Genomic DNA, 18,910 nt, shown 5'->3' on the forward strand with positions numbered 1-18,910 from the left:
GGCGGAGGTTTTTGGCGGAATGAACCTCTTTAGGACGTGATGGACCCTGGCGTGAGCTTCTCCAGATGTCTGTGCAGCATGGAGAGCACCCGGTCCTGCTTGGCGGGATCAAGGTCCTTCCAGATCATTTCGAAGACAACGCCGAGTCCGGGAAGCGCGGCTTCCGGCCCGTCCACGGAGTTCTCGATCACTTCCCGCAGACCTTCTTCGGTCTGTCCGTGAATCTTGTGTACAATAGCCTGGCGCAAATCAATGGTGACTGGCATAATCGACCTCCTTAAGTTTTGTTGGCATAGGCTTCCTGGCTCAGCTTCGCAAAACTGGCTTCGGGAGCATGGGCTTAGGTTTTGTTAGCATAGGCTTTTAATAAGGTGCCCTGCGGCAGCGCTGAAAATTCAAGTTTATAACGGCTTATGCTATACTGTTTGAGATGCAAAATGCGGGCGGGAGGTACAACAATTATGGCAAAAAAACAATATGCCGTCATCGGAATGGGACGTTTCGGCTCAAGTGTAGCCAAGGCGCTCAGCGGTATGGGCTTTGATGTACTGGCCATTGATGCGGATGAGCAGCGCACCCAGGAAATATCGAATATTGTTACTCATGCCGTATCCGCGGATTCGACCGATGAAGAGGCACTGCGTGCACTCGGTATCCGTAACTTCGATGTGGTGGTTGTCGCGATTGGCGAGGATATTCAGGCCAGTATTCTAACCACGCTGATCCTGAAGGATCTTGGCGTGCCTGCAATTCTGGTTAAGGCCAAAAGCGAGCTGCACGGCAAGGTGTTGAGTAAAATCGGTGCAGATAAGGTAATCTACCCTGAACGGGATATGGGCATGCGGGTGGCGCATCATCTGGCCTCGCCGAACATCCTTGATTATATAGAGCTGTCGCCGGACTACAGCATTCTGGATATGAAAGTCTCCGGGCCGATGCTCGGCAAGAATTTGCAGGAGCTTAACATTCGTGCCAAATATGGCTGTAACGTGATGGCTATCCGCCGGGGTGAGGAAATGAATATTTCCCCCAGAGCGGAAGATCGTTTGAGCGAGGGCGATGTACTTGTCATCGTCGGCCGTAAGGACAACCTGACGAAGCTGGAAATGGCTTATCAATAGGGCTGTATGGATGAGTGATTACAGGTACAGGCCAGGTTCAAGTACAGATACAAGTACAGGTAGTAGGGTTAGTTGTATTTTGTGCAGTTATTTTAAATGAATTAATACGTTATTTGCAAATAGATGTATCTGGTACAACTAAAATCACACAAATGGCGGAATTTTACTCCAACCGCTACTTTTAGTTGTACAGACTGCAGTTAAAAGGGGATTTGCTGCGGAAAGGCAGTTTTTAGTTGCACTAACTGCAGTTAAAAGGGGATTTGCTGCGGAAAGGCAGTTTTTAGTTGCACTAACTACAGTTAAGCCGCCCGGTTGGTGTAGCATACTTAAAATCAGGAATCTGCAAGCAACAGAAAGGTAGGACCTCATGGAAATTATGTCGCCGCAGAATACGCGGGTGAAGGAATGGGCTGGACTGCAGGAGAAGAAGCACCGCGACAAGTCCGGTAAATATATCGTAGAAGGCATCCATCTGGTGCAGGAGGCGTTGCAGGCGGAAGCAGATGTGGAATGCCTGGCCTTTGATCTGGATAAGGGCATGCCGTCCGAGCTGAAGCCTCTGCTTCAGGCCGTGCAGGGCATGGAGGTAATTGGCGTGTCAGCAGCGGTTATTGCGAAGTGCAGCAGCACGAATACACCGCAGCCGGTGTTTGCCGTTGTACGTAAGGAGCAGCAGGGCGTGGAGGCCATCCTGGCGAAGCCGGATAGTCTGGTTGTTGTGCTGGACGGGGTCCAAGACCCTGGCAACGTGGGCACAATCATCCGCAGTGCCGATGCGGCAGGTGCGGACGGGGTGATCCTCGGCCAAGGCTGCGCCGATCTTTTCAATCCGAAGACCATCCGTTCCACGATGGGCTCGATGTTCCATCTCCCGGTAGTGGAGGGAGATCTCGGCACGATTCTGCCGCAGGCGCGGGAACGCGGCGCGCTGCTGGTCAGCACTTCGCTGACGGGTGAGGATTCCTGCTACACCCATGATTTCCATGGCAGCCAGTGGCTGCTGATCGGCAGCGAAGGCAAAGGCATCTCGCCGGAGACGGCAGCCCTTGTCGACAAGAGCATCATCATCCCGATGGCCGGCCGCGCCGAATCGCTGAACGCGGCGATGGCAGCGACGATTTTGTTGTTTGAGGGGATGCGGCAGCGGGGGAACCACGGAAAGTAGATTGAAAAATATGAGTTAGACATTGGAACGGACCTATACATGTAGTCCTGATGCTCAAGAAACCCTTGAGTCATCAGGATTTTTTTTGGTTTTTTGCAGTCGAAATATAGGGAGATATTCCCCACTTGGTGTTATATCTAATTGCATTTTTGAGTAAAAATGGTATAAATAATAAATATAGGGATCTCTAAAATGGATACTAGAGGTGAAATTGTATGTATAACATAGTGCTTTATGATGAAAATGATAGTTTCCTGGAGAAACTGCAACAGACTCTAATCGGAATTTTGGGCAAGATGAAGTGCGAATACAGTATTGAGAAATGGAGTGATCCACAAACTATACTGGGTAATATTGAGGTACGGAATAAGAGTTGTAATATTATCTTTCTGGGAATAGACAGTGATTCCGGGCAAGTCTTTCGCACAGCCGAAATACTCAATGCCAGAGATCATGATTATATTCTGATTCTGGTCTCAACCAGCTGCGACCAAGCCGTTGAAGGATATAAATATGGGGCTTACAGGTGGATTGTTAAAAATAATCTGCGAAGTGGGGTGGCCGAGGCCATTCACAGCTTAGATATCCTGATTGGAGGAAGCCGGAATGAGGGGGAGCCTCTGATCAGGTTCAAGTACCTTAATAATGAAGACTATGATTATATCAGCGTGCGTGAACGGGATATCATTCAGCTGTACAAAAAAAACAGGAGGGTTATTATGACCACTCCGCACGGAAATTATGAGCTGCTGCAGTATACCTTGAATTATTATAAGAAGTTGATCAACAACCCGAATTTCATTATCGCTTCCCGGTCACACTTGATTAATCTTGTTCATATTGAGGAACTGCGTGGGGATTTCTTTCAATTATCCGATGGGCAAACGATATGTATAGGGTCGGAAGGCCGTGTGAAGCAGCAGGTGAAGAAGGAGTATCTGAATTATGTAGATAGCTGCAAAAAATACAATTTCGCACAAAAATGTTTTATTTAAGAAGTAATATGCGCTAATAATAGAAAAACAGAGTGTTACGCAAATGAATAGATGGTTTTAGCTTAATATTGTGAAATAATTCACCAAAAACCCATGATTATGAAGGAGGCATTTATCTCACTATGGGCTATGAAACAAAGAACGCAATTGCTTTCTTGGAAAACTTACATACGGCTTATTGGTCCCGTTTAGGAACCGTCTTTGAAACAGAAGACAATCAGTATTTCTATGATACGGGGACAGGTAAAGTATTTGCCTGTGATCCCGCGGAATATGCGGTGCTTGCATGTTTGCTCAATACCTCAGACCCTGCTGAAATAACCGGACTGGAGCTGGAGGAGAGAGCGTTGACGAAGGCACTGGATACTATATTGTTGCTGGTGGAGCAAGAAAAAATCCTGCAGGCGCCTGAATTCAAAAGTTTTGTCATACCGGAGAAAGCTGAGCTGCCGGGGATCATACAGGGCGGCATTGAACAAATCATTATAGAACTGACTGAGAAATGCAATCTGAGATGCAAATATTGTCTTTATCAGGAAGATAACGTGGACACCCGCAATTTCTCCAAGCAGGACATGGATTGGGAGGTTGCCCGGAAAGCGCTCGATTATATCTCGCATAACGTGGGCAAAGAGCTGGCGCTTACATTTTACGGAGGGGAGCCGCTGGTTAACTTTAAGCTGATGAAGCAATGCATCGAATATAGCAAATCCGTTATGCCTGGTGTGAACATCCCTGTCTCTTTCACTACCAACTTAACACTGGTCACTGATGAAATTGCTGCTTATCTGGCAACGCTGGATCAATGTTCGGTCTTGTGCAGCCTGGATGGACCGGAGCATGTTCATGATTACTTCCGCGTAACGGTGGGGGGAAAGGGTTCGTTTCATCAGGCTCTACGGGGGCTTAAACGGTTAGTTAAGGCATTCGAGGGGAAGGCGCGGCATAAGCTGGGGATTAATGCGGTTCTTTGTCCGCCCTACAGTAAGCCACGGTTTGATGAGGTGAATGACTTCTTCAAGACGCTGGAGTGGCTGCCCAAGGACACTAAAATTGATTGTTCATATGTCGATACGGGAACGCTTGACTGGTCCAAGCTGGGACATGTGAAGACAACTCTAGGGGATGGGGAGTTCTATAGTGATGATGAACGAACCGATCCATTAGGCAAATGGGCTGAATATACGCTGGATTCTGATCAGGATGAAAGAGGCCTGGCCAAAGAGCTAAGCCAGAATAAATTGCTGAGAATTCACAACAGAGTGATTACCGATGAACCCTTATTGGGAATCCGCATGAATGGATGCTGTATTCCCGGCCGGAGAAGGCTCTATGTAACCACTGACGGTAAATTTAAGGTGTGCGAAAAAATGGCTAATTCACCCTATATAGGGGATGTGGAGGCAGGAATTGATATCGATGCCTTAAATAAATATTACTTCGAAGAATACACAGAAAAATCTATTAAGCATTGCTCCAATTGCTGGGCAGCCCGCCTGTGCAGTATCTGTTATGCGCCTTGTTATCAGGAAAACGGCTTGGATGAGGAGAAGAAACAATCTCAATGTTACGGCGAAAGGGCCTCCATGAAAATGTCGCTGAAACGGTATCATCAATTAATCGAGAAGAGTCCTGAGAAACTGGAGTATTTCAATGAGCTAACCGTATCGTAATTGTGGTAAACATGGTAGCAATAACGCTCTTCATGTGACGACAGGCAGGGTGTTATTCCTATAAATTTCAATGACCTGAGGAGTTGTGATCAAGATGAAACTGATTAATCCGGTAGGCAGAACAACCAAAATGGATTCACAAGCATTCTATGGCATGGACCCTATGTCAGGCTGTATTTGTTCTGGGTTTGCAGTAGTTTCGTTCTTTGCAGCAAAATTTGATGGCGGAAATTGTAACTGTCAATGTTCTGGAGGAAGCGAAAATAGTTCAGCTAACAGTGCAGTAGCGCGTCAGGCCTAATTTATTCCACAGCATCATATGAAACAGAGCCACTATTCCTGAGATGAGGTAGGGGCTCTGTTTAATAATTTTTACCATAGGAGATTAAGTATGAGTGTAGTATCTGCCAAGTTTAAGATTTGCCGGGATTACTGCAGGCTGCTGGGGAAGGTTACTGTGCTCCTATGGGGCAGCTCTTCTACTACCCTGATCTGCTTATTTATATTTAATCTGGTTGTGGGACTGGCTGTTCCTGTCACTACGGTAATCTGGAAGTATTTCCTGGACAGTGTTGTTGTGGCGTTGCAGAGCGGTAACATATCCACTCCGGTATTATGGATCGTGATCCATATGTTATATACACAATTCAACCATGTGATTTACAATATATGCAAATACTTCGAATCTAACCAAGCGGATTATATGAATAAACACATTACTGAATTAACTTTAGATAAAGTAGCGGAAATGGAAATGGCTGATTTTGATGATGCGGAGATATTCGACCATATCCAGAAAGTGAATAACGAATCATCGCAGCATTCGATCAATATTCTTAGAACCTTGATTACCTTTTTGCAGAACGTATCATCTATGGCAGGAGCTGTAGTGATTTTTTTGAATTTCGGGCCTATTGTTCTTGTGGTAAGTTTCTTTGCCTGTCTTCCCTCTCTGTTATTAAACATCAAGATGTCTGCCAAATTTTACGCTATTTATACGAAACGGTTCGAGCGCTTAAGATTGCTGGGCAATCTTAAATCCATACTTACCACCTATGAGAATATTAAAGAAATTAAAGTGAACCGGCTGAACCCGTACTTTAAAAAAGTGATTCTGTCTGATTTCGACAACTATCTGCAAGAAGATAAAAAAATAAGAAGAAATTTCTCCATTCAAAGCAGTATTACTAATCTGCTGGAGAATGTAATCTCCTACAGCTTCCAAATATATATTCTGATCACGGTGATCTCCAGGAAATTAACGATCGGGGATTTATCTTTATTTGTGAATACACTTTCCAATTTTCAGAATTCACTGGAAAGCATTCTCCGTTCTTTCTCTTCCCTGTATGAAGATGGGCTGTATATCCAGAATTTGTTCTCTTTATTAGAGAAGAAACGCCCGGAATCCTCTGATACAGAACAATATCCCTTCCCGGTTAATTTTGAGACCATACAATTCGATCACGTCTACTTCAAGTATCCGGGCAGCGAAGAGTTTGTGCTGAAGGATGTGAACCTGACCCTTGCTGTGCGTAAAAGCTATTCTATTGTAGGTTTAAATGGTTCCGGGAAAACGACGTTGATCAAGTTGATTCTCGGATTATATCAGCCTACCAAGGGAGAAATCAGATTGGGGGGGATTCCGTTACAACAGATTTCAAGTGAGAATTACCGTAAGCATATAGGTGCCATCTTTCAAGATTTCATCAAATATCCCTTCACTATTGAGAAAAATATTGCTGTTGGTGAAATTGACGACGCGGATAACTTCGCGCGGGTACAGGAAGCCGCGCGGCAGGCTGGAGCGGACCGGTTCATAGAACAGCTTCCCGAGCAATATAACACAAGACTCAATAAAGAATGGTCCAATGCTACCCAATTGTCGCTCGGGGAATGGCAAAAAATTGCCATCAGCCGCGCCTTCATGGCAGATTCCAGTATTCTTATCCTGGATGAGCCGACAGCTTCACTGGATGCAAGCGCTGAGTATGAGCTATTCACGAAATTCAAAGCCCTGATGGCGGGCAAAACAACAATTCTAATCACACACAGGTTCTCCACCATCCGACTGGTGGATGAAATATTTGTGCTTAAGGATGGAGGAATTATTGAGAGCGGGGACCATGAGAGCCTGCTGAGGTATGACGGCGAATATGCGCGTCTATATAAATTTCAGGCTGAAATGTACAATGAAGGGTTGTTTGTCCATGAAGGATCGTATTAACACAGGTACGCTGAGCAATGGGCTGGTTTACGGTGTACGGGAGACGGATTTGGATGCTGAAGAGGTTCAGTTGTGTCTGGTGCTGAAGACAGGATCACTGCAGCAGCGGGAAGATGAGAACGGAATAGCTCATATCGTTGAACACATGAATATGAACTTTGATAAATATAGTTATTATAAGCAGTGTCTGGAGTATACGAGTTATGGATTGACTGATTTTGACCGGACAGTGTATGTATTTAGCTGCCGCAATCATGAAGACAGTATCCGGCAATGTTTATTCATTCTGCGGCAGATTGCTGAAGGGATCTATATCCGAAGCGAGTTTCTGGAAGCGATCAAACAAGATATAGCGGCTGAAATTCATTCCCGGAGCCAAGCCGGCAAAAGTGAGACCGAACAGACTATTTTCGAACACGCCTTCTATCAGTCAAGGATACCTGCAGGCGATGCAGAAAGCGTCCGGCATACAAGCCACACACAGGTTACCGCGTTTCACAAACGATGGTACAAACCGGACAGAATGGCGGTCTTCGTCGTTGGGGCGGTGAATCACACGGAGATACAGCGAGAGATCATAGCCATATTCTCTGAGTTATTCTGTGCGGACAAAAGCCATAAGGATTCAAGAGATACTGGCATGCCGGCAGAATATCCTTCCCCCCAGAGTCAACGGTTAACCAAACAATTATTTACTGTGGGGGATATGAACCTGCTTGAGATTTACATGAAGCACACGGACCAGGTGGAGGTTACCCTGAAGAGTGATCTGCTGCGGAATATTCTTGTTGAACAACTGGATACCGTCTGTAGCGAAGCTTTGAGGTCTGTCGGTTGTCCGGTGGATTTTTTCGCAGCAATGTTCATCAATTTCATTAATTTACAGCAGTTCTGCAAATTTAGGGTTGTTTACCGGGGAGTACAGTCTCCGCACCAAATTATCGAAGTTATTAACACGGCGATTTGCAGTTTGGTCAATGATCCCAATATTGGGTGTATGGTTGAAAAAAACAAGAAAAAGTATGCGGATTATTACAGCTCATGTGAATTTCACAGCAGTTTGGATGTGCACGGGTTATTGGAGGAATGTGTGGAACACTTCATTCTTGGCTCCCCTTTGCTCTCCTACGAGCTTGATATGCAGCAGATTACGGATACGCTTAACAGTATCGGGTATGCAGAGGTCAGGCAGGCCGCAGAATTATTGTTAAATATCCAAGCAACCGCTCTAGTTGGAAGGGAAGAGGATATGCGATGAGAGCTACACGGAAAAGCGGCTGGGTACTGCAGCTTGTAATGGTTCTATTATTTGGGGCTTATGCGCTGTCAGTTATACAAATTATTCTATTCAAGACGATTCCGGTAACCGCTATGTTTGACATGGATAATAATCTGAGAAGCATCAATATCATTCCCTTCCACACGATTTCCGGGTTTATCCATAATGGAACAACAGGCGGGATGAGGGCGGCTGCGAATATACTGGGGAACATCGTTATTTTTATTCCGCTGGGATTATTGGTTTCTTATCAGGGCAGCAGCAAATCGTTTGGTGCTAAAGCAATTATTCTGCTGAGCGTTCCTCTGGCCTTAGAAATTATTCAATATGTCCTGGCTCTGGGCAGCAGCGATATTGATGATATAATATTGAATTTTGCAGGCGGGCTGATGGGATCAGCTATCTACAAGGGGATCAGCCTGGTGTTACATTCGCGGCAACGCATATTAGGGGCGATTGTCGTCTTCTATCTGATCTCAGGTATCAGCGGGATCGTGGCGGTCGGGCTGGTCCAACCTGAACTACTGCCATTTCTGGATACAGGAGTAGAGTATGTAACCGAGGATAAACCTGAATTGGATGGGATAGATGTATATACCAAAGGGGATTTACGCGGCAGTCTGGCAGCGGTGGAGGAGCATTATGTTGAACTATCGACGGAATCTGAAACAGTTATGGCCAGTGACCAGGAGAACAGTGGATTACCCCAGTACATAACCGAGAATCACAGGATTTCAATCGATGCAGCGACGCGGATATTTTTTGAGTATGTTCGTGTGGAGAAGGATGGTCTGTTGAAGTTTAAGATTATCAGCAGGTATGAGGAGAAAAAGCCCGGAGAACTCAGCGCTATCATGGAATTACCGGACGGGGAGGCGGGCAGCATGCACGCCGCGAGAGTCTGGTATGCTGATAGTCAGGAGTCAACCGCCAAGGTGCTGCTGGTCACTCTTAAGGAGTAAACAGGCTGATGCTATGGATTAGCGCTCTCTGGAGTAATCAGATGGCATAGTGCCCAGTTATCCTTCGATAAAAAATAGCACAATAGTCGTCTCACATTGGCAACCTTAATTGAAATGTGAATACATCACGGATATGTCTAAGTGTTAAAGCGCCTCGGTGTAGCTCGGCAATATTTCTGGCAATGGACAAGCCGAGACCAGCTCCCGTTTGGATTCCCTCGCTTTTTCTTGAATAATCAACCTTATAAAAACGCTCAAATAGCCGGTCCACTTGTTCTTCTGATAGAGGGGTCCCTTTATTCTCAATTTCGATCATGCTGTATTCAGCATCAGCTATTAGCCGTACATGAATGCTGCCCTGGGTGTAGGAGTATTTTAAGGCGTTCATGAGCAAATTATCTATGGCCCTGGCGATCTTTTCACTGTCTATGAAGGTAACGACCGGGTTAACAGGAATGTCCTTGATAAGATATACTTTGTTTTCTTCAGCTAACGGTTCAAATTCAAACAATAATTGATTCAATAGCTGTGCCAAATCAACTCTCCTTAGATTTAACCGGGAGTCAACCGAAGTAAGCCGGGTGTATTCAAATAAATCATCCAGCAGCTTCTTCAAATGAAACGCTTTGTTATAAGTGTTCTGAACACGAAGAAGTTCAATATATCCAATAATACTTGTAAGAGGTGTACGTAAGTCATGCGAAATCCCCGTAATCATCTCCATCTTGGATTGTTCAACTTCCCGTTCTTTCTCAATTTGCTGTTGCAGACGCTCGGTCATTAGATTGATGTTAACAGCTACCCGGCCAAGCTCATCCTGACGGTTAACCGGTACCCGATAGTTCAAGTCACCTTCGGTAATCAGCTGAAGCCCTCTCTCCAAAATCTTTAAGTCTTTTACAATACGCTTTGTTAACAACAAAAAAGTAGAAATGAATATGACTGTAAAGAAGGGAGTAATAAAATAAGGAAATATATTTACCAGCCACTCCGTTTCCATACCATTTCCAACCTTAAAGACGAAATGAATAAAGGTGTTATTCATAGCAACGGCTATAATTAAGCTTAGTATCATTCTGATTAAAATATTGAGCTGGATCTTTTTTTTTCTCTATTTTTTCTCTCAAATTACGAATATGAACCATTACGGTATTGTCAGAATATCCATAGGGCTCTTTCCATACACTCTCATAAATCTGTTCCGAACTAAAAACCTGTCCCGGCCGGGTAGCAAGCAAAGTTACAATGGCAAACTCAATTGGAGTCAAAGAAATATCAAGTCCGTTTAATTTCACGGAATGTTTATTTTTATCGATGATCAGGTTTTTTATGATAAGTAACGAATTGAATTCATCCTTCCCGGTTAAGGACTGACGGCGTAATTGGGCTTTTACACGGGCTAATAGCTCCAGTGGATTGAACGGTTTGATCATGTAATCATCTGCCCCGGTAGTCAGACCGGTAATTTTATCAATGTCCTCCTGCTTGGCGGATAGCATAATGATTGGAGTATTGGATATTTCCCTTATTTTGAGGCAGGCTGTGATACCATCCATTTGAGGCATCATGACATCCAGAATGACCAGTTGGACAGGTGTTGTTTTTATAGCATCCAGCGCCTCCTGCCCATCTGCTTCTTCATTTGAAGTGAATATTGAAAGGCGATAAATAATCCTCCAGGTTTGAGGGACTTATAAATCTGTGCTCATCAATATTCGAATTTTTCATTGTTTCTACTAAATGAGCAGCATTACGATGGCATGAATAGTTAGGATATTCCGCTTTCAAGTTATTCCTCATCGTGGTATCCATCTCAAACAGCAGGACTTTAGTTGTGTTCGTTACCTTAGTATTCATTATACGGGTAATCGCACCTGTGCCTGATCCAAGCTCTGCAACTGCCTTAATCTCATACCAAGGTGCTTGATTTACCATGCTGCGTGCAAGGAATCGGGAACTTGGTGTAACGCTGCCCACCTGTTTTGGATCTTGGATAAAGCTTCGTAAGAATAAGTGATTTTCGTTTACTCCCATATGATTTTCCTCTATTGATTTCTGGGTTCTTAGCCAGCAAGAATCTCCTTCGCTCACTTCGATACAGAAATACTAACTAAAATTTCTGAGGAATTAGGTAGGAGAATTCTAAAGAATTTCTGAAGGGAGGGCCGGAATGTTTCGGAACACCGGGGGAGGGCTAGACTCTGCATGGCTTAAAATTACATTTGAATGTCAAGTCGTGTTAATGATACAATGTGTGCGCAATGTAAAACGTTTAAATAGGGTGAAGGTATGAAGAAAATCGGAATTAAAGATATTGCCTTGCGCGCAAATGTATCCACCGCGATAGTATCATATGTGATGAATGGTACCCGTAATGTGAAGCCTGAGACGAAAGAGCGGGTCTTGAAGGTAATTGAAGAGTTTAATTACAGGCCTAACGCGATTGCCCAAAGCCTTAAGAGCAGAAGAACGAATACGATCGGAGTTATTGCGGAAGACATAACGGTCTTTAACACGCCGGAAATTATTGATGGAATAAATGATTATGCGGAGCAACATGATATGCATATCCTGTTAACCAACCTGCGTCTGCAAAAAAAGGTAGGGTACAATTATGCGGATACCGCTTCGTACCAGAAGCATGCACAGAATGCGGTATCAGATCTGGTATCCAATCAGGTTGAAGGAATCGTATATATTGGCGTGCATCCCCGTGATTTAACGGGATTAATTCATACGAATGACAAGCCGATTGTCTATACGTATTGCTACGCGCAGAATGAGTGTTCTATTCAGTATAATGATGAACAGGCTTCCTATGATGCCATCCAGTATTTAGTCAGCAAAGGGCATTCCCGGATTGCGGTCATCAGCGGCTTAATGGATTCGATCCCTTCGAGACTGCGGTTTAACGGGTATTACAAAGCATTGACGGAGTTTCAGCTGTATTTCGACCCGCAGTTTATCAAAGTAGGCGACTGGGGGGGAGAGTCGGGTTATCAGCTATTAGGTGAGCTTATGGAATTGCCCGATCCGCCTACGGCTATTCTTGTGATGAACGATTTGATGGCTGCCGGTGCCCTGAGAGCTGCAGCTGAACGCGGGATCTCCGTACCTAGGGACCTGTCGGTTGTCGGCTTTGATAACCGGGAATTCAGCGCTTATCTGAATCCCAGAATTACAACGATGGATTTACCGCTGCATGATATGGGGATATTGGCGATGAAGGCTCTATGTAATAGGATTAGCGGAAATGAGGAGACAATAGAGGAACCTCCGTTATGCAAACTGATTGAGCGGGATTCTGTAGCCGGGCCAAGAACCTCTATTAAATAATAATTGCGGGAAGAGACTGTTCACATGAAGTGGACAGTCTCTTTACCTGCAGCAGCGATAAATGGCTTGCTGGCAATTTTACACTGTGGTAATATTAACCCGAAATCTAAACGTTTAAATTAAACCGATAGGAGTGAGAACTTGAGACTGCTTCGTAATGATATGTTTGAAGTAAACCTCTCAACAGAAGGAACGGTCGAATCCCTCCGTATGACAGATGATCCCGTAAGGATGAACTGGGTAATTGATGCAGGTTATGTCCAGGAGGCCGGCTACGCTCAGGAGCATAAGCCTTTTGGACAGTGGACGGCTATGGTTAATGATGAACGGATTGAAAGCGCTAACCTGCAGCCCTACATTGAAGTTGCAGGTGATACATCGGCTACTGTAACCTTTGTGCATGATAAATTTAAAGTTCAATATGAATATCTGCTGAATAACAATGGAGAATGGACATGGAAGATCCGTTGTTCAAATCCAGCTGCAGCAGCCATCAGAATCAATGGATTTCACAGCTGGTTCTCTCTGGCCTATATCATGTTCCGTGATCGTGATGTCATGAGGAATATCAGGCATTCCTGCGCAGTATTTCCGCATATCGGCGGGGATTTCAGCAAATTTGCAGCAGTACGCAGAAGTAATGAGGCACCTCATCTGGCTATATACAGTACGGGGGAACGTATTGCTGCCTTTGGTACATATTGCAGTTATGTCAATCGTTTTCTGGAACAGGTCTCCCCGTCACTGGATGGAATGCTCTACCACAGGTTGTCATTTATTGAGGATGGAAGCTCGCTTGAGCAGTCGGCAGACAGTGATTGGATCTATGGCGGCTACGCACCTGTCACCTTAGAGCCTTATGGCGAAAGAGAATGGTCATTTGTGTTTACAACATTTAATGGGCAGGCGGATTTCTATACTAAAGCGCTCAAGTACGGACATCCGGGCTGGACCTACTCGTCCGTTACTACTACTGAAGGGAAATTTATTGCCGAAGTAGAATTGCCGGAACAGGAAACGCTGCAGTCGGTAAAAATGTATAGCGCAACCGGTGAAGCAGGCGTTGTTAACGAGACGGATATCTCAAGTGAATTCACAATCGTTCCCGCAGCAAAATCTAATCGGTTACGCGCAGTTCTGCCGCTGAAGTCAGCGGGGGAGATCAAGCTGGTTGCTCAGCTCAGTAACGGCAAATGTGATGTGCTAATCGGCAATGTCCTCGAGCCTGTTCATAAGATTCTTGAGAGACGGGCCGAATGGTTATGTGACAACAGCTTTAATACAGCCTCAGTAACCCGTCCCTATTCATTTCTGCCTTTATCCAATCAAGGAGAATCGCTTGGTAAATTAGCTTTCATTCTGATGAAGAATCTTCTATCGCCCCCTGTACCGGCACAAGTCAGAAAAGTAGAGCTGTCTGCTTTCCTTGATCTAAAATACCATTGGTTTGAACAGGGGGATTTCCTGCATCCCAAACCGCTTTACGGGTCCTTTTACCGTATATATGATTTTGACTATATCGGCCACGTGTATTATTTATTGTCCAAATTTGATCAATCATATTTATATTACGGAAGTCCGGAAATGTATCTGACCTGGGCCGCTCAGGTCATGTCTATGAGGCTGGACCCGGAGTGTCACCGGAATAAGCGTGAGCAGGAAGAATCGCAGCTTGTAGGGGTATTCATTCTGTATATTGCAGATTTGTTAGCGGACCTGAGGAAGAACGCATTAACGTATTGGCATGATAAGCTTAGCAAACTATGGTTAGCGCTGGTGGAAGGGCTGAAGCAGGGTGCGCAGGCGTATCAAGGAGCCGTGACGGAGCATTTCTATGATAATGCCGGTTTTGGACTTACCTGTGAAGCCTTATGCCTGGCTGGTTTAACAGATGAAGCTGAACGGTATGCCCCGCTGATTATTGCCAATATTGGATTCAGCAATGATTATAGAGCCAATGCTCCGGACCGCTGGTGGGAGGCCTTATCCTTCATGACGCATTCGTTATGGGGAGGATTGGTAGCGGGTGCCGCCCGGTCTTCTTATGAAACGATTGGAGATGCACGCCTGCTGGAAGCCGGTTACCGGGCAACAATGGCGATGTTTAACTGCTATGATTGGAATGTACATTCAACAACCCGCAAGCTTAAGCCCGGTGAGGCAGCTTCTACGTATAGCATTGCCGCCCCGAATTTAAATATGCCGGAGCTTTCCCGTAACCGCTTTGGCCAATCCATATTTAAGAAGTCGAGTGATCCGTTATTCAGCAGTCTGTTCTCCAATATTGAAGGGGACGACTGGGATATGGGAGAGGAGCTCGTCGCATATCTGCTCGGCTTTGGCTCAACCACCTATCTGTACACAGATAGCGAAGGAGAGCTGCGATGTGTAAATGGGTTGATTGAGCCGGCAGAGAAGGGCTGGGAGATTACAAGCTATGCTGCATATCCGGCCAGATATGTGATGCTGGAGCAAGGGCTGTCATTCGTTTCAACGGCAGGGGAAAGCCTCAAGAGTGTATTGTTTACCGGGGGGAAGTTTGAACGAGCATAAATTTAAACGTTTAACTAATTACACTGATTGAAAATTCATAAATATAGGTTGAAATAGTCGTTTTTCAATCTAAACTACGGGTGATATAATAAAGTAAGCGCTTCCTTAAAAGATTGGCTTTAAAATAAACTGGCGTTATTTATACGGTGAGTGGTTAACAGCGTAAAGAATGTCTTGAAAAGTCACTTTATTCGAATGGTTTTAGACTTTATGTTAAACGTTTAACTTTAAAGCCCGGGTTAAATGGATAGACATACAAATTCAAGCTAATTTCGAAGGGAGATCAGAGGCTATGAGAACAGGAAGGAAACTAGGGGCAGGTCTTATCCTGACTGCACTATTAGTAGGTGCAGCTGGATGCGGGGGCAATGAGGCTAATACAGACAATAACACAAGCACATCGTCACCCGGATCAGAAGCTACCAAAGCACCTGAAGCATCTGCCGAAAAGGTCAAAATTATTTACTCTATGTGGGGCAGCGCAGCTGAAGGGAATACAACCCAGGCGGTGGCAGATCGGTTCAATGCTTCCCAGGATAAAATTGAAGTGGAGGTGCAGGCGATTCCCTGGGAGAACTACATGACAAAATTGAATACACTTGCAACAGCCGGACAGCTGCCGGATACAGGGATGCTGAAGGAAGACGGAGTCATTCAATGGTCCTCTGAAGGGATGCTGAATGATGTAAGTGCCATGTACGAGGGAAGCGACAGCAAGCCGCTGGACAGCCTGGCCTACAAATATCAGGGCAAGCCCGTAGCCTATGCGGCGGCCAATGAAATTCTCCTGCTCTACTATAATAAAGACATGTTCGATAAAGCGAACGTACCGTATCCTCCATCTGCACTGGATCAGGCCTGGACATGGGATCAATTCGTAGATGCCGCGAAGAAGCTGACGAATGATAAGAACGGCAAGCATCCCGGTGAGGATGGCTTCAATGCACAGAGCATCGTTCAGTTTGGGGCTTCTGTGGAGAATCTTCCGTGGCAGCTGGAAGCCTGGACACTCAGTAATGGCGGGGGCTTCTACTCCGAAGATGGCACAGAGGTTAAGGTCGGGGAGGATGCAAGCATTGAAGCTATTCAGCGGGTAGCTGATCTGTATCTGAAGGATCATGTTGCCCCGTTGTCCGTCGGACAGACCGATGATGGAATCCAGCGCACGATTATTGCCGGTACTGTTGCTATGGCAACTAATGGACAATGGAATGTAGGAACCAGCCTGAATACGGCAAAAGAAGAAGGACTGAACTATGGCGTAGCTGTACTGCCATATATGAAGGATAAAATCACCATCAGCACAGGCGGTGCCAATGTGGTATTCTCCCAGACCAAACATCCCCAAGAAGCGATGGAATGGCTGAAATGGTACAACTCCGAAGAAAACAACTGGGAACTCATCTCTTCAGGTATTTGGATGCCAACGCTGGATAAATGGTATAAGGATGAAGCACTTACCCGCAAATGGGTAGAGAATCCGAACTTCCCTCCGTATGACGAATATAAGTCAGCCGTTGTCGATTATGCGCAGTCTCCTGCCGCGCGACCTGCTGCATGGTTCTATACGAACTATACAACGGACTTTAATACGCTGCTCGGATCCATACTGGGAGATGTCTGGACCGGTAAGACCACGGCTAAGGATGCGATCTCCAAGAATCTGGAGGCTTTGAAGGCGGCTCATACAGGCAATCAATAATAGGGCAGGGGGATAACCGCCGGTATTCTGGAAGCGGTGGTTATCCCCCTAACCATGAGGTGGGGAGCAAGGTATGGAAACCATTAAGATGAAAACCATTAATCCACTGCAGAAGCGGCGTTCCCGGATTTTTTCAGCCGAGGCGCGTGTTGCTTATATCTGTTTGATTCCTGCTTTTCTGGGATTAATCTTCCTGACGTATTTGCCGCTTGTCGGTGTGCTGGGCATCAGCTTGACGAATTGGACCGGACTCAAGAGCCCTGTGTTCATTGGCTTGGACAATTACATCAAAATTTTCACCACCGATCCTTACATTAAAGACTCGATTATCTCGACGATCTATTTTGCAGCGCTATCTGTAACCGGAAGCATGATTTATTCCCTGTTTATTGCGCTGCTGCTGAACCGGAAAATTCCGGCGAGGGGATTTTTCAGAGCTGTGTTCTATGTGCCTTATGTGCTGCCGGCTGCAGCGATTTACGTAGGATGGTCTTGGCTGTACGAGGGGAATTTCGGATTCTTTAACTATGTTCTCTCTGAGCTGGGACTGAACAAAATTCTGTTTATTGCAGATTCCAGCTTTGTCGTCCCTTCTCTCTCCCTGATCTCAGTCTGGCTGGCGGGGAACCTGATTGTTATCTTTCTGGCGGGGCTGCAGAACGTTCCGGTGGTCTACCATGAAGCAGCGGAAATGGACGGTGCGGGCGGATGGCACCGCTTCCGGCACATTACCATTCCGTGTATGACACCGATTATTTTCTACAACCTGTTGATGTGCCTGATCGCCAACCTTCAAGTTGTAACACCTGCGCTGGCGTTAACGAATGGCGGCCCGGGCAACTCTTCGCGGTTCCTGACCTATCTGATGTATGATCAGGCATTTGTAAATTACAGGCTGGGTTATGCCTGCGCAACGACCCTGATTATTTTTGCCATACTGGCTGTCTTTACTACGGTGTTGTTTAAGACCTCGGGCCGGTGGATCTACAATGAAGGAGGCGATGACAAATGAGCACAGCGGCATACGGCAGACTTAGAAGCAGGAAACGCAGAGACAGAACCCTGAACATTATAACTTTTGCCGTCGTCATCCTTTTCGCCATCCTGGCTATCTTCCCGATCTGGTGGATTTTCCGCACATCGCTTATGACGAACGCTGAGATCTACAAATATCCGCCTTCGCTGATCCCGGACAACTGGCTGTTCTCCAATTATGAGAAGACCCTGCAGGTATTTAAATTCTGGAAGTACCTATGGAATACGATGGTGATTATCGTCCCTTCCTGTCTGGCAGGTACATTTACGGCTACGCTCTGCGGATATGCCTTTGCAAGACTGCGTTTTCGCGGCAAAAACCTGATCTGGGCACTATGTGTGGGGTCCATGCTGCTGCCTGCGATGGTTACGCTTATTCCCCTCTATATCGGCTGGACGCGGGGGCTGGGCTTCAGTGACAGTTATTGGCCTTTGATACTTCCGTATTTCTGCGGCGGCGGTGCGTTCAATATCTTCCTGATCCGCCAGTTTATTATGTCGATCCCGCGGGAGCTTGATCAAGCAGCAACCATCGACGGTGCCGGATATTTCCGCATCCTGTTCAATATCATCATGCCTGCCATCAAGCCGGCTATGATCGTCGTCGCGTTGTTTATCTTCATCACACTATGGAATGATCTGCTCCAGCAGATGATTTATATTAATTCAAGCGATAAATATACGATAGCCCTTGGACTTACCAATTTCCGGGGCCAGCTGAAAAGCGACTGGTCTTTAACGATGGCTGCAACCTGCTTATCCTTCGCTCCGGGCGTCATTTTCTACTTAATCGGTCAAAGGTATTTCGTAGAGGGTATTACCCTTACCGGCTTAAAGAATTAGTCCGTTCCCCTTGTAC

Annotated in this window: 17 protein-coding genes; 13 read left to right on the forward strand and 4 right to left on the reverse strand. The window is 45.7% G+C overall.

Features of this window, described 5'->3' with window-relative positions:
• Positions 1 to 29: 29 nt before the first annotated feature.
• A complete protein-coding gene (locus tag NSU14_RS01515) occupies positions 30 to 266 on the reverse strand; it encodes a small acid-soluble spore protein SspI (protein ID WP_042139923.1) in 237 nt (78 codons plus the stop codon).
• Between the two features lie 171 nt (positions 267 to 437).
• Here NSU14_RS01515 and NSU14_RS01520 point away from each other — a divergent pair, with 171 nt between their 5' ends.
• From NSU14_RS01520 to NSU14_RS01555, 8 genes are all read left to right on the forward strand, one after another.
• Positions 438 to 1,121 carry a potassium channel family protein gene (locus NSU14_RS01520; RefSeq protein ID WP_144026190.1) on the forward strand — a complete coding sequence of 228 codons (684 nt, stop codon included), beginning with the start codon at positions 438 to 440 and terminating at the stop codon, positions 1,119 to 1,121.
• Between the two features lie 370 nt (positions 1,122 to 1,491).
• Positions 1,492 to 2,289, forward strand: coding sequence for a TrmH family RNA methyltransferase (locus NSU14_RS01525; protein WP_076247709.1), 798 nt, complete (start codon positions 1,492 to 1,494; stop codon positions 2,287 to 2,289).
• A 296-nt stretch (positions 2,290 to 2,585) separates the two neighbouring features.
• Positions 2,586 to 3,284 (forward strand): LytTR family transcriptional regulator DNA-binding domain-containing protein, encoded by a 699-nt coding sequence (locus tag NSU14_RS01530; RefSeq protein ID WP_256704018.1) that lies wholly within the window; start codon positions 2,586 to 2,588, stop codon positions 3,282 to 3,284.
• A gap of 122 nt (positions 3,285 to 3,406) precedes the next feature.
• Positions 3,407 to 4,957, forward strand: a complete 1,551-nt coding sequence (locus NSU14_RS01535; protein WP_042139917.1) for a radical SAM protein — start codon at positions 3,407 to 3,409, stop codon at positions 4,955 to 4,957.
• A gap of 94 nt (positions 4,958 to 5,051) precedes the next feature.
• Positions 5,052 to 5,258 (forward strand): hypothetical protein, encoded by a 207-nt coding sequence (locus tag NSU14_RS01540; RefSeq protein WP_144026189.1) that lies wholly within the window; start codon positions 5,052 to 5,054, stop codon positions 5,256 to 5,258.
• 90 nt (positions 5,259 to 5,348) lie between these two features.
• A complete protein-coding gene (locus NSU14_RS01545; RefSeq protein ID WP_340942306.1) occupies positions 5,349 to 7,184 on the forward strand; it encodes an ABC transporter ATP-binding protein in 1,836 nt (611 codons plus the stop codon).
• Entirely contained in the window at positions 7,168 to 8,442 is a 1,275-nt protein-coding gene (locus tag NSU14_RS01550) for an insulinase family protein (RefSeq protein WP_042139916.1), read from the forward strand. The genes NSU14_RS01545 and NSU14_RS01550 overlap by 17 nt, the downstream gene beginning before the upstream one ends.
• Complete coding sequence (locus tag NSU14_RS01555) at positions 8,439 to 9,425, forward strand: VanZ family protein (RefSeq protein ID WP_336101581.1); 987 nt, start codon at positions 8,439 to 8,441, stop codon at positions 9,423 to 9,425. The genes NSU14_RS01550 and NSU14_RS01555 overlap by 4 nt, the downstream gene beginning before the upstream one ends.
• Positions 9,426 to 9,516: 91 nt before the next feature.
• On the opposite strand, the gene NSU14_RS01560 is transcribed toward NSU14_RS01555, so the two are convergent.
• From NSU14_RS01560 to NSU14_RS01570, 3 genes are read right to left on the reverse strand one after another with little or no spacing between them, the layout of a single operon-like run.
• Complete coding sequence (locus NSU14_RS01560) at positions 9,517 to 10,500, reverse strand: HAMP domain-containing sensor histidine kinase (protein WP_083705711.1); 984 nt, start codon at positions 10,498 to 10,500, stop codon at positions 9,517 to 9,519.
• Positions 10,463 to 11,098: a response regulator transcription factor gene (locus NSU14_RS01565; RefSeq protein ID WP_340948876.1), complete on the reverse strand. Its 636-nt coding sequence runs from the start codon at positions 11,096 to 11,098 to the stop codon at positions 10,463 to 10,465. The genes NSU14_RS01560 and NSU14_RS01565 overlap by 38 nt, the downstream gene beginning before the upstream one ends.
• The gene (locus NSU14_RS01570) at positions 11,064 to 11,459 is read right to left on the reverse strand and encodes a hypothetical protein (protein WP_052422102.1); all 396 of its coding nucleotides are present in this window, start codon (positions 11,457 to 11,459) and stop codon (positions 11,064 to 11,066) included. The genes NSU14_RS01565 and NSU14_RS01570 overlap by 35 nt, the downstream gene beginning before the upstream one ends.
• A 255-nt stretch (positions 11,460 to 11,714) precedes the next feature.
• Between NSU14_RS01570 and NSU14_RS01575 the strand changes: the two genes are divergently transcribed.
• The 5 genes from NSU14_RS01575 to NSU14_RS01595 all read left to right on the forward strand — a co-directional run bounded on the left by NSU14_RS01575 (position 11,715) and on the right by NSU14_RS01595 (position 18,894).
• Entirely contained in the window at positions 11,715 to 12,761 is a 1,047-nt protein-coding gene (locus tag NSU14_RS01575) for a LacI family DNA-binding transcriptional regulator (protein ID WP_340942318.1), read from the forward strand.
• A gap of 141 nt (positions 12,762 to 12,902) precedes the next feature.
• Positions 12,903 to 15,314: a hypothetical protein gene (locus NSU14_RS01580; protein ID WP_340942322.1), complete on the forward strand. Its 2,412-nt coding sequence runs from the start codon at positions 12,903 to 12,905 to the stop codon at positions 15,312 to 15,314.
• A gap of 292 nt (positions 15,315 to 15,606) precedes the next feature.
• A complete protein-coding gene (locus NSU14_RS01585) occupies positions 15,607 to 17,016 on the forward strand; it encodes an ABC transporter substrate-binding protein (RefSeq protein ID WP_340942325.1) in 1,410 nt (469 codons plus the stop codon).
• 73 nt (positions 17,017 to 17,089) lie between these two features.
• Complete coding sequence (locus tag NSU14_RS01590) at positions 17,090 to 18,028, forward strand: carbohydrate ABC transporter permease (RefSeq protein WP_231575227.1); 939 nt, start codon at positions 17,090 to 17,092, stop codon at positions 18,026 to 18,028.
• Complete coding sequence (locus NSU14_RS01595) at positions 18,025 to 18,894, forward strand: carbohydrate ABC transporter permease (RefSeq protein ID WP_336101583.1); 870 nt, start codon at positions 18,025 to 18,027, stop codon at positions 18,892 to 18,894. The genes NSU14_RS01590 and NSU14_RS01595 overlap by 4 nt, the downstream gene beginning before the upstream one ends.
• Positions 18,895 to 18,910: the final 16 nt, after the last annotated feature.

Source organism: Paenibacillus sp. FSL R10-2771, assembly GCF_038000205.1.
GTDB classification, from domain to species: Bacteria; Bacillota; Bacilli; order Paenibacillales; family Paenibacillaceae; genus Paenibacillus_AQ; species Paenibacillus_AQ phytohabitans.